We start from the raw sequence: 12,619 nt of genomic DNA on the forward strand, positions 1-12,619 counted from the left end.
AATAAAAGAAAACCCATTATAAAATGGGTTTTCTTTTATTACTATATTTAACTGACAGTACTCACAAATAGTTTACCATCTAACAAAGAACATTCAAGCTGGCCTCGTGCTTCAAGATCCGTAACAACCGCTTCCATATACCATTGATTATTCCCATCCATTGTCGCTAACCGCACCAATGATCTGCTTACAAGTTCCTCAAATGAAATGATGCCGGCTTCACGAGTAATGGTAAGAATCACCTTTTTCACCTTGTCATATCTGAATTTCACAATCGATGAACCCGCTTTACCGTTCGATTGCAAAAGTTCAAAGCTATCGTTATATCGCATACGCTTCACCTTTCCGCATCTATTTCTATTCATCTATTACCCTTTGTGATCTATTTTAATCATTAGTTAAAGAATAAAAAAAACTGTCGTATCGGCAATCTTTCACCGATACAACAGTTATCTTTTTCTAATTATGAAATTACGCCTAATTCCTTACCAACCTTTTCATAAATCGTCAATGCTTCATCAAGCATTTCTTTCGTGTGAGCGGCAGTCGGCATATTGCGTACGCGGCCAGTGCCTTTTGCTACCGTCGGGAAAACGATTGATTTTGCGTAAACGCCTTCTTCAATCAGTCGTTTCGAGAATTGCTGTGTCAGCTTCTCTTCACCGATGATACATGGTGTGATTGGAGTTTCGGATACGCCGATGTTGAATCCTAACTTTTTCAAGCCTTCCTTCAAGTAATGGCCGTTCTCCCATAACTTATCATGTAGCTCAGTCGACTCCATGATTTTATCCAATGCGCCCATAATCGCTGCAACGTCGCCAGCCGGCATTGCTGTTGAGAATAAAAATGGTCGTGAGCGCACTTTCAACCAATCGATCAATTCCTGCGTTCCAGCAACATAACCGCCGACAACTCCGATTGCCTTCGACAATGTACCGATTTGGAAATCGATCTCCTTTTCAAGTCCGAAATGCTTCACCGTTCCTTTTCCTTTACCAAGCACGCCGGATCCATGCGCATCGTCAACATACGTTATCAAATCAAATTCCTTTGCGATTTCCACAATTTCAGGAAGCTTCGCAATATCGCCATCCATTGAGAACACACCATCCGTAATGTACATGACCTTGCCGTATTGGCCGGATTCGGTCGCTTCTTTCGCTTTCGCACGAAGGTCGTCCATATCCTGGTGGTTAACTCGGATGATTTTCGCACCAGATAGACGGCAGCCATCAATGATTGATGCATGGTTTAATTCATCAGAAAGAATGGCGTCTTGTTTATTCATAACTGCGGAAATTGCCGCCATATTACAGTTGAAACCTGATTGATAAGAGATTGCCGCTTCCGTCCCTTTGAATTCCGCAAGTTTCTTCTCAAGCTCAACGTGGATATCAAGTGTACCATTAATTGTTCGTACCGCACCTGCGCCGACACCGTATTTTTCTGTAGCTGCAATAGCAAGCTTCTTCAAATCCTCGTCAGTTGCTAAACCTAAGTAGTTGTTCGAGGATAGATTGATCAATTCTTTCCCTTTGATCTTAATAATCGGGCCATTTGGACCTTCCACAGGGTCGATAACATTGTAGAGGCCTTGGTCGCGTAATTCCTGCAAGTTTTCTTTTAAAAATGATTCGAGGACTTTTGACAAATTGATCTTCCTTTCAAACGGGTTATGCCCCCATTTTAGCATATGAGGGCGTAACTCGCAGAACGAACTAGTTATTCGCCAATCCACTCGGATAAAAGAAGTGCTTTTTCATCAAATTTTTTCCGCACAATCGCCTTATCCATTATTTGTCGTAACCTTCCCTCTACTTGCGCAAATGCATGCATATAGCCGGTGCCATCCATTATTTTTTCCTTATACCTTGCGCTTATTTCACGGATTTTTTCATCGGCCTCCGCGTTTTCCTCGCACATCGATACAAGGTCCAAGATTTCATCCGTCGGGCCATCTGGATCGTATTCATGGGGCTGGGTTGCGTCGAATAAACAAACCGACAATTCCGGCAATAAAACGAGATCCACGCTTTTCGGATCCAATCCACACCATCCATAGAGAACGTCGATTCCCCGCCGTTCCGCCTCTTTCCCAAGCGCCTTCAGCATTGTTGATTTCCCTGTTCCCGACAATCCTTTCATGAGAATCCGACGCTTCATCTTATACGTGATGGATGGCAAAAAGTCGCGTGCCCCTCCAACGGATAACGATCCTGCTATCCGGTGAGAAACTGTCGATTTTTTATGGAGTTTCATCGTCCCGAAAAGCTCCTTTTTCAATGACTCGATCATGTTCTCATGTTCCTTCCACATCATCCGATTGATATTCACTTTCTCCCAATCATCGTGGATAAGCAATGCATTCTTCATAGATTGAAGCATTTTTGACAGCAATTCATCCGATTCTTGTGTGATCGCAATCATTTCATCCTTCTGCGCCACAAGTTTTTTTGTATCGAATGCATCATAGAAGCTAATGACGTGGTGCCGACCACCTAACTCCGTCGGTTCAAGTGCAACTGGGTGAGATGCCTGTATGATAAATAAATTAAGATCTCTCACAAAAATGGCTTCCGTATTGTCCGGCTCCACCGGATCATTGAAACGATCTACATCATACCCCCGCTTTAGAAAATGTCCCGCAGCTTGTTTCAATAAATCAGATAGAGCGTTTGTCGGTGGCGCCTTTAAAAATATCGTCTTTTCAGCCGTGGTGATCAACGTCTCATATTTATGTGCAATTCCGCGTCCCGTATAGGCTGTCCCCATGTATTCCGTGATTGTACCGTATATGATAACCATCCTTCCTTTCGGTTACTTGTTACATACGACTACCATATGCCCAAAGAATAAAAAAAAGCACGGCTTGTCTGCACGTGCTTTCAAAAGTTAGTTATTAAATTTAATGCTTGCTTCCAACCGGCGTGTTATTGAAATCAACCTGCTTTGGCTCAATTTCACCTTTTGGGGCAAGGGGACCGGGAGTTGGTTTGACCAACCCCATAATCTGTTCTTCATCCGCTTTCGCCAACCTCGATAATAATTTCCGGCATTGCGGCAATGAATAATGAACGATTTGACCGATCAAGAGGGCGATGATGACCGTTCCGACCCCTACAGGTCCGCCCAATAGCCAACCCGCAATCGCCACAATCACTTCAATCGATGTCCGCACTTTTTTAATGCTGATTCCAAGCTTTTCGGAAAAAATGAGCATCAGGCTATCACGAGGTCCGGCCCCTAAGTTAGGCGCAACATAAATACCGACACCGTATGCCATGACCCCAATCCCGAGCGTGAAAATGATCACTTGACCCGTCAACGTATTGATGTCCGGAATCAGCCAATTGAATAAATCGATGAACATTCCAACAAGGAACAAATTCAGCCATGTACCAAGTTTCGTCCATTCTTTCAATACAACCGCAGTCGAAATGACGATGACCATACTTAAAATGATTCCCCAAGAGCCGATTGTCAATCCGAAATTCCGGTACAACCCGATATGCAGAACATCCCACGGGCCAACGCCAAGGCGTTGCCCTTTAATCGTCATCGTAATGCCTAACGATAAAATCATCATGCCGACAACGAAAAAGGCCCATCTCCATACCATTACTTTTCTCATCTGCATTCTTCTTTCCCAGCCATTCATATTTCGAATGGTATTTTTATTTATCTCAGTCACCCTTTAACAATATCCCTGAACGATGCGCCTACGACACGCGCGAGATCTGACGGAGCCAATTTCATCTGCAACCCAGGCTTTCCAGCACTGACAATGAAGTGATCAAGCTCTTCAGCAGACGCATCGATCACTGTCGGATACTTTTTCTTCATGCCAACTGCCGAACAGCCCCCGCGGACATAGCCTGTTTCCTTCGTCAAATCCTTTAACGGCAACATATCCAGCTTTTTGACACCTACGGCTTTCGCCGCCTTTTTCAAATCAAGTTCATCCGCTACCGGTACGACGAAAACGAATAATTCCCGCGGTGCTGCTTGCGTCACAAGCGTCTTGAACACTAAGTCCACCGCCTGCCCCGTCTTCTCCGCCACCGACACGCCATCCAACTGACCATCATTTATATCATATTCCATCAACTCGTGGGCGACCCGCTCCTGCTCCAATATCCGCACCGCATTCGTCTTCTTCTGCTTCGCCATTTCCCCACACCCTTCGGAAATAAATCACGCATCCACTCATAAATCCCCGCATTCACGCATAACCCACTACAATCACGCATAAATCCGCGTACTCACGCATAATCCACTACAATCACGCATAAATCCCCGCATTCACGCATAATATCACTTCTCAAACATCTTCCGGAGCGCATCGGCCATCGCCGTATTCACCGGCTCTTCCTGTTTCTTCATATACTTCTGCACATCACGTTTATCCGCCTTCTTGCCTCCCGAATTCGACCTGCGCTTTTCGAATGCGGAGAGCTTTTCACGATGTCCACATTTACATACGAAAATCCTTCCTTCGCCTTCCCCGCGCAATTCAAGTTTCTTCTTGCAATTCGGGCAGCGTGCATTCGTCAATTGGGAGACATTACGACGGTGACCGCATTCCCGGTCTTGACAGACTAACATTTTTCCACGTTTGCCATTCACCTCAAGCAACGGCTTGCCGCAATCCGGGCACATTTTCCCTGTGACATTGTCATGTCTGAACTTTTTATCATCGGTCTTTATCTCACTAACCGTCTTCTTCGAGAACGCCACCATGTCTTTCATGAAAGCCTCTTTTTTCATCTTCCCATTGGCGATTTTGGTCAAGCTTTGCTCCCATTCCGCAGTCAATGCAGGAGACTTCAAATCATCCGGCACAAGCTCCAACAGCTGTCGCCCTTTCGAAGTCGTGTAAATGTCATTCCCTTTCTTCTCAATGACAAATGAGCTGAACAGCTTTTCGATAATGTCCGCACGGGTCGCAACTGTGCCTAATCCCCCTGTATCGCCAAGCGTTTTGATCAGATCTTTTGATTCCCCCGCCATGAACTGGGCAGGATTCTCCATCGCGGCTAACAATGTCCCTTCATTGAACCGCGCTAACGGTTTTGTTTGGCCTTCCGTCATGACGATTGCACGGATTTTCACATCTTCGCCTTTCGTGAAAGCAGGCAGGCGATCCGTGTCTTCCTCTTCTTCGTCGGTGGAATAAACCGCTTTCCATCCTTCATCCGTAACTGTCCGCCCTTTTGCCTTGAATAGTTCCCCGCCTACTTCAAGCTCTGCAGTCACTTGTTCATAGCGGAAAGGTCCGAAAAAGACAGCAAGGAACCGTTTTACAATCAAATCATACAAACGCTGTTCCTTATCGGATAAGTTTTGGTAGATCGGTGTTTCCTCCGTCGGGATAATCGCATGGTGATCGGAAACCCGCTTATCGTCGATGACGCCTTTTTGCGGCTTCACCGCTCCCGAACGCAATAGGACATTGACCGATTTCCTATATGGTCCGATATCGACCGCTTTAATGCGTTCCTTCAACGTTCCTGCCATATCCGAAGTCAAATGCTTCGAATCTGTCCGTGGATATGTCACCGCTTTATGGCGTTCGTATAAGTTCTGCAACGTCGACAACGTTTCCTTCGCAGACCAGCTCCAACGTCTATGTGCTTCTTTTTGCAATTCCGTTAAATCGAATAGATAAGGGGCCGGTTGCTGTTTCGGTGTCGTTTTAACGTCTTTCACCTTGCCTGAATGAACCCCATCGAGACGAGCCAGTAATTTCTCCACTGCCTCTTTATTGAAAGACAGCGTTTGCCCCGTTTTATCAGACCATGTAAACCGCGCTGTTTCCGTCAATGCTTGCAAGCCGTAATACGACTTCGGCTTGAACTCGCGTATCTGTCTTTCACGTTCTGCAATCATTGCAAGTGTCGGTGTCTGTACACGTCCTGTCGATAGTTGTGCATTGTATTTCACTGTCAACGCGCGTGTCGCGTTTATCCCGACGACCCAGTCCGCTTCCGCCCGAGCGACCGCCGCTTCATACAAGTTTTCGTATTGGCGGCCGTCCTTCAAATTATTGAAACCGTCTTTGATCGCTTTATCTGTCACGGATGAAATCCAAAGACGCTTAACCGGCTTGCGGTTTTTCACCATTTCCAAAATCCATCGGGCAACAAGCTCCCCTTCACGTCCAGCATCCGTCGCGATGATGACTTCATTCACATCACTCCGCCGCAGCTGGGCCTTGACCGCATTGAATTGCTTCGATGTTTGCCTGATTGGCGTCAATTTGAACGGTTCTGGGATAATTGGCAAGTATTCCATTTTCCATTCCTTGTATTCATTGCCGTACCCTTCAGGATCCGCATGTGTCACGAGATGCCCTAACGCCCATGTGACGATATATTTTTGACCTTCCAAGAAGCCATTTCCTTTTTTATTACAGCCTAACACCCGCGCAATATCCCTCGCCACGGATGGTTTTTCGGCCAATACAACTGATTTGGACATTACTAAATCCCCTTTCTACTTACCCCGATTATACGTGAGAACCCTCTATACGTCATCGTAGGCGTATTAAAAAACCTGTCGCACCCCTTATAAAGGGCTACCGACAGGTTTTGATTTATTTCAATCGTTATCCAAAGAATCTTTGCATAAATCTTTACTCATTTCTACATATCTACCGAAGACCCTTACCATTTCACGTAATCGATTATTCACATCTTCATCGATAATCGTATTGTCTCCGTCGAAATGCCCGTAATGCGTGTAAACATAATTGGGTGTCACAAGGGAACGGAAATAATCAAGGATTGGTTTCAATTGATTTTCAACAACAAGATGATGCTGGTGAGTGCCGCCATTTGCAACAATGGAAACCGGTTTATACCGCATGGCATGCGGATGAAGCATATCGAAAGCATTTTTCAACACACCTGGAATAGAACCTTGGAAAATGGGTGTGGAAATAATGTAACCATCTGCTTCAACAAATTTTCGCACCAATTTTTGCATATCCTCGTTATATTGTTCCAACGGACGGCCGTCTACGAATTGATGATCATAATCCGCAAAATTCATCCGTTCGATTTCGTATTCATTACCCGTTTCTTTCATATACTTTTCGACCGCGTCGAGCACCGCGCCGGTTTTGCTCCCGATAATGGTCCCGTCCACAAACAAAACTTTCACAGGGCATCCTCCTTCAAAGCTGTTCTCCGTCCTTAATCGTACCATATAGATGGAGGCTTTTACCTAAAACTAGCTTATTCGACTTTTTTCGTCGAGGCTGGGGCTGCGCCTGGAATATTCCGTTTTCCACCGGAAGGCTCTTCATTGAATTTCTCTTCCAATTGTTCATATGGGATTGAACTTTCCCCTGACCCCCCATCAAGCCGTTCCATGACACGCTCGATTGTCTTTGCAGGAGATGTCAGCGCGATAATTGCGTCTCCGGCAGCTGCTTGCAGCTCGACTTTCGGCGTGAAAAATTCAATCAATCCATCCGCACGCAAGATATATAGGAGGATCGACTTGTCATCACGTTCCCGTAAATATTGTGTATAACTATATTGTTTCGTAATCATCGTCTTCCGGATTACGTGCCCCGCATGCATCCGCTCCTCCAGACTATAAATTGAAATGGAAGGCGAAAAGAGTTTTTGACCACCTGCTATTTTGAATGTCTCCACATCTTGCCCAACATGGAAGGCAGTCTGGAATAAATGCTGTCGCCCTAAATCCGGTGCAAAATCCGCACAGATATGCGCGTTATACGTATCCACTTTCGTCATCGCAAGCATATATCGATAAGGCGTCAAATCCAAATGGTATTCAACCTGTTCAGAAAGGATATCCCCGACATAATTAGGCAGTCCACGTTTTCTTGCCTCAGCTAGTGCTGCCCAGCCCTGATCGACAAGAAGGACTTCATTGCCTGTGTCCTTAATTGATTCAGCAAGCGCAGCAGAGAAACGTGCCCCTCCAATAATCGCAACGCCTGATTCATCTGTTGTCGTCAAATTCAATTTCTTTGCAAGGAACCCAATTGAAAAACCATGTAAAATAACCGTGAATAAGACGAGTGCAAATGTCAATGCAGTTAATAACTCGGCGTCTTCATAGCCATTTTCAAGGAGAATCGTTGCAAAATAACCGGACACCGTCAAAGCGACAATCCCTCTTGGCGCAATCCAGCCAATGAGCAACCTCTCACGATAATTGAGATCTGTCCCTATTGTGGAAATCCAAATTGATAATGGACGGACTACGAAAAGCATTGCAGCGACATACGTAATAATTGCCGGATTGAAAATTTCAATCAATATTTTCGGATCAAGTGAAGCAGTCAGCATGACGAAGATTCCCGAAATGAGAAGTACCGAAATATTCTCTTTGAAATGGCGCACATCATTCAGCGTCGTCAAGCGCATATTCGCCATTTTCATCCCCATTGCCGTTACTGCAAGCAATCCGGTTTCATGCATGATTTCATCCGAGAAGACGAAAGTGAACAGGACAACGACAAAGAGAATCGGAGCTTTCAAATACTCCGGTATGCTTCCCCGCTCAAACGCATTTCCGATAATCAGGGCGGCAAGCCACCCGATGAATACGGCGAATGCGGAGGCTGCAAAGAATAATAATAGTGATTTCAGTGTAACTTCACTATTGATGAATTTAATGAATTCAAACGCAAAGACTGCAAGCAATGCGCCGAAAGGATCCACAACAATGCCTTCCCATTTCAATATTGCAGCAGGGCGCGGCTTCAGCTTCGCCTGCCTTAGCAATGGAAGGATGACGGTCGGACCCGTGACGATGAATAAACCACCGATTATAAAGGAAACTTCCCATGATAGTCCGGCCAAAAAATGCGCGGCAAGTGATCCGGCTATCCATGCGATGAAAGCGCCGATTGTCACAATCCTGCCGACCGGCTTGCTGAATCCTCTAATTTCCCTTACATCCAAATTCAAGCTGCCTTCAAATAAAATGATCGCAACCGCAAAAGTAATGATCGGCCCAAAAAGATCTCCCATCGTTTCCTGCGGATTGATCAAACCAAAAATCGGACCCACAAGCAGGCCTGCCACAGACATGACGACAATTGCAGGCAGTCTGTATTTCCACGCAACCCACTGCGAAAGGATCCCCAACAAAATGACAAGCATCAAGTCGAATAATAACGATTCGAACACGGAATTCCACCCCCGTCCTCCTAAGAATATGTGTTAGTTTACCACAATTCCACTTCCATTCCACACATTTGTACATAACTCCTTTTTTGGAATCATAGGGTTAAAAGAAGAGTAGTTGATAGATAGGTTAGAAAGGGTGATTCCAATAGAAAATCTAAAGAAGAAAACTGTTGCATTCTACATTGTCAGGGCCGATGGGAAGGGCTCTTATCCAGCAAGAAGGGCTGCTGTACTTGCCAAAGCCATCGCAAAAGAAGTGAATGTCCTATTCATTGTAGGAGAAAATTCCCCCACACCGCCTGATGGCTTCAAATCGATTTTAGTTGGTAAAAAGTCCAATCTGCTACAAGTTTTAACTTTCATAAAACCTGATCTTCTTATTCGGGATACGGGTTCAACAATTTCGGAAGAAGTGGAGAAAATACAGGAGATTGTTCCGTCTATCCTCCATTTTGATGATTTCGGGGATGGTGGAAAGCAGGCGGATTTTGTAATCCAAACCCTTTTGGATGACCCTGTGGATGAAGCGCCGGAACATTATGTGAAAGACCGCCAGCTTTTCATCGCCGATCCATCGATGCATAAGTTCAAAAAACACGGACTTAAAAAGCAGCCGCCGGGATCCCTCCCCCATCTGGTCGTCTCGTTCGGGGAAGAGGATGAAGGTAACCTGACGTTCAGGGCATTGCGCCACGTTTCACAGCTACAGATCCCGTTGAAAGTGACCGTCCTTGTCGGGGAAAAATACCCCCATGATGTAAGCACACTTCGGATGATGGCGCTTGGCAGGCGAAACACCATTGTCCAGCAGCCGCCGTATGACCTGCCGGAAGTATATGCAAGTGCAGATGTGATTCTTTGCGCGTCAGGCTATATGCCATATGAAGTCGCTGTCATAGGAATTCCATGCATCATTCTTTCACAAAACGATTTCGAAGTGGGACTTACGTTTCCAAAGGAACAGCACGGCTTCGTCCATCTTGGCCTTGGGCGAAAAGTGAAACAATCGAATCTACTTAATGCAATCATGGAGCCATTGCTGCATGAAACACTGAGAAAACGGGCGATCGAACGCCAACTCTCACTAAAATTAGGCGACGGATTGGACACGGTTTTGGAGACCATATTCTATCTTTTAGAACATCCAAAACGCGGAGTTAGCGGAAAAACAATGTCCGATATGCTAAACTAAAAGAAAACGATTGGAGTTTTCTTCATGAACAAAAGACAGATCGAATCGGCAATCGCCGAATTGAAAATGGACTATATCAGCCTACAAGGCGATGTGGAGAAATTGGAATCGACAGGACATGCAGACTCCGTCCATAAAGCGGAGCAGCGGCTTGCAGCGATGGAAGAAAAACTTGCTTTATTGAATAAACAGCTTGCTGGGCTGTCGGAATGATAGAAAGGCTGTCAACGAATAGAGTTTTCTATTCGTTGACAGCCTTTTAATTCAGTATCTATCAAGCAGTGACGTATTCCCTCACCGCTGAATCATCCATAATTAATTCCTTCAAGTATTTCTTCGCACGGAACAAACGGGATTTCACTGTTCCGATCGATACTTTCATCAAATCTGCAATTTCAATTAATGAGTATTGATAGACGTAGAAGTATTCGATTGTCGTCCGGTAAATGCCATCCAATTGGCCAATTTTTTGTTGGACCATCAATTGGATATCGTTTTGTTCGATCATTTCGACTGGTGTCGGATTATCACTGGGAACCAAATCTAAGATCGGAACGTCCAATGTTTCAGGTTGGTTCATCACATGCTTGCTTCTTCGCACGTCTTTTCTGTAGCGATCACGGAAAGTGTTCATACAGATCGTCGTCAACCAAGCTTTCATGCGATCGACACTATCCATTTTCCCGCTATAGCGGACGACTTTGACCCATACATCTTGCATGAGGTCTTCAGCTTCCTCTTTATTACGAGTTAATTTCAAACATAAATGATATATGTAACGGCCATATTCTTCGTATAGCTCAGTCAAATCCATTTTCATCCGATAACGCCTCCGTTTTGTTGCTGTTGGCTTTATTATCGATGAATTCTTCATTACAAACTATCGCTTTGTCTTTCAGTAATCTTACAAAGTTGTAAGCATCAAAAGCGGAGAGTGGCCGAGAAGAATAAAAATCGCCCCACGACCAATTCGTGGGGCTACTTTTTATTCCTCATCTGCGGCTTCCTCTTTTTCTATTTCCCGTTTCGTGATTTTCATCTTAACAATCCGGCTTCGGTCCATTTCTTCGATTTCGAAATAGAGGTTCTCATATGTAAACCGCTCTCCCGGTTCAGGTACATGGCCTAATTCCTGCATGACAAAGCCGCCGATTGTTTCAAGGTCGGTCGGCAATTCTACATTAAGCAGGTCGATAGCGTCCACAATTTCAAGACGTCCATGGCAGATTAACAAGTGATCATCCTTTTCATAGACAAGCACTTCCTCATCGAAGTCTGTTTCGTCCTCGATGTCTTGACCAATCATCTCTTCGATAATGTCTTCATGCGTGACAATCCCAAGAGTTCCACCATACTCATCCAAAATAACAGCCATATGTTTCTTTTTCGCAAGCATAAGCTTAAACACTTTTTCGACACTCGATGTCTGAACGACGAAAAGCGGCTCATCATCCATAAGTTCGGATAACTTCTTTTCAGGGTACATCGACCATTCGATCAGCATTTTCGAATAAAATACGCCTACAACCCGGTCAATACTTTCCTCGTACACTGGATAACGCGTGTAAAAGTATTCGAGAATTGTGTCCCGCACTTCCTCATATGTCGATTCAATCGGCACCCCAATGATGTCCGTCCTGTGCGTCTCCATGACATCAGAAACATCCTTTTCAGGAAAATCAAGCACACCTTTCAACCGCAGTGATTCTTCCTGCTGAAATGTCCCTTCTGTCGATGCGATATCCACCATTGAACGCAGCTCTTCCTTCGTCAATGTAGCCTCGGTCACCGCACCTTTTGAAATGATACGGATGAAGAAATTCGTGAATAAAGCAAGAAACGCTGTCAATGGGGTAAGTAGTTTTACAATTATAGAGATTGATGGTGCCACTACGTATGCAACTCGATCGGCAAACGTCGCTGAAATCGTTTTTGGCAGCACTTCGCCAAAAATAATGATGACGACCGTCAATATCCCCGTCGCCAATCCAACCTTCCAACCTTTATCGATTGCGATCATCGTAACAAGTGTCGGCATCATAATATTCGCTATATTGTTTCCGATAAGTATTGCAGTAATCATGCGGTCCGGCTTGGAGATAAGATCCCTTAATTTGATCGACTTACGGTCGCCTTGCTCAGCACGAAGCTGGACCTTCATTCGATTGACCGCTGTTAAAGCCGTTTCACTCCCTGAAAGGAAGAACGACATGAATAAAAAGAACCCTAGTGCTATATACAAAAGTGATTC

The 12,619-nt window shown here is 44.9% G+C and carries 12 protein-coding genes; 2 read left to right on the plus strand and 10 right to left on the minus strand.

What is annotated here, in order from left to right; genetic code table 11:
• Nucleotides 1-47 precede the first annotated feature (47 nt).
• From P5G49_RS01075 to P5G49_RS01110, 8 genes are all read right to left on the minus strand, one after another.
• Nucleotides 48-365, minus strand: coding sequence for a DUF6958 family protein (locus P5G49_RS01075; protein ID WP_301241614.1), 318 nt, complete (start codon nucleotides 363-365; stop codon nucleotides 48-50).
• A gap of 98 nt (nucleotides 366-463) precedes the next feature.
• Nucleotides 464-1,654, minus strand: a complete 1,191-nt coding sequence (locus P5G49_RS01080; RefSeq protein ID WP_301241615.1) for a glycine C-acetyltransferase — start codon at nucleotides 1,652-1,654, stop codon at nucleotides 464-466.
• A gap of 71 nt (nucleotides 1,655-1,725) precedes the next feature.
• Nucleotides 1,726-2,808 carry a hypothetical protein gene (locus P5G49_RS01085; protein ID WP_301241616.1) on the minus strand — a complete coding sequence of 361 codons (1,083 nt, stop codon included), beginning with the start codon at nucleotides 2,806-2,808 and terminating at the stop codon, nucleotides 1,726-1,728.
• Between the two features lie 100 nt (nucleotides 2,809-2,908).
• Entirely contained in the window at nucleotides 2,909-3,634 is a 726-nt protein-coding gene (locus P5G49_RS01090) for a YczE/YyaS/YitT family protein (protein ID WP_301241617.1), read from the minus strand.
• Between the two features lie 56 nt (nucleotides 3,635-3,690).
• Nucleotides 3,691-4,173: a Cys-tRNA(Pro) deacylase gene (gene ybaK, locus P5G49_RS01095; protein ID WP_301241618.1), complete on the minus strand. Its 483-nt coding sequence runs from the start codon at nucleotides 4,171-4,173 to the stop codon at nucleotides 3,691-3,693.
• 144 nt (nucleotides 4,174-4,317) lie between these two features.
• A complete protein-coding gene (locus tag P5G49_RS01100; protein WP_301241619.1) occupies nucleotides 4,318-6,483 on the minus strand; it encodes a DNA topoisomerase III in 2,166 nt (721 codons plus the stop codon).
• A gap of 120 nt (nucleotides 6,484-6,603) precedes the next feature.
• On the minus strand, nucleotides 6,604-7,167 hold the full coding sequence (locus P5G49_RS01105; RefSeq protein WP_301241620.1) for an NADPH-dependent FMN reductase: 564 nt from the start codon (nucleotides 7,165-7,167) through the stop codon (nucleotides 6,604-6,606).
• A 74-nt stretch (nucleotides 7,168-7,241) separates the two neighbouring features.
• The gene (locus P5G49_RS01110; RefSeq protein ID WP_301241621.1) at nucleotides 7,242-9,176 is read right to left on the minus strand and encodes a cation:proton antiporter; all 1,935 of its coding nucleotides are present in this window, start codon (nucleotides 9,174-9,176) and stop codon (nucleotides 7,242-7,244) included.
• 136 nt (nucleotides 9,177-9,312) lie between these two features.
• On the opposite strand from P5G49_RS01110, the gene P5G49_RS01115 reads away from it, so the two are divergent.
• Nucleotides 9,313-10,368, plus strand: a complete 1,056-nt coding sequence (locus tag P5G49_RS01115) for a PseG/SpsG family protein (protein ID WP_301241622.1) — start codon at nucleotides 9,313-9,315, stop codon at nucleotides 10,366-10,368.
• A 24-nt stretch (nucleotides 10,369-10,392) separates the two neighbouring features.
• Nucleotides 10,393-10,581, plus strand: coding sequence for an SE1832 family protein (locus P5G49_RS01120; RefSeq protein ID WP_301241623.1), 189 nt, complete (start codon nucleotides 10,393-10,395; stop codon nucleotides 10,579-10,581).
• 61 nt (nucleotides 10,582-10,642) lie between these two features.
• On the opposite strand, the gene P5G49_RS01125 is transcribed toward P5G49_RS01120, so the two are convergent.
• Complete coding sequence (locus P5G49_RS01125; RefSeq protein ID WP_301241624.1) at nucleotides 10,643-11,188, minus strand: RNA polymerase sigma factor; 546 nt, start codon at nucleotides 11,186-11,188, stop codon at nucleotides 10,643-10,645.
• A gap of 165 nt (nucleotides 11,189-11,353) precedes the next feature.
• The gene (locus P5G49_RS01130) at nucleotides 11,354-12,610 is read right to left on the minus strand and encodes a hemolysin family protein (RefSeq protein WP_301241625.1); all 1,257 of its coding nucleotides are present in this window, start codon (nucleotides 12,608-12,610) and stop codon (nucleotides 11,354-11,356) included.
• Nucleotides 12,611-12,619: the final 9 nt, after the last annotated feature.

Origin of the sequence: Sporosarcina highlanderae (genome assembly GCF_030433715.1) — a bacterium.
GTDB lineage: Bacteria > Bacillota > Bacilli > Bacillales_A > Planococcaceae > Sporosarcina > Sporosarcina highlanderae.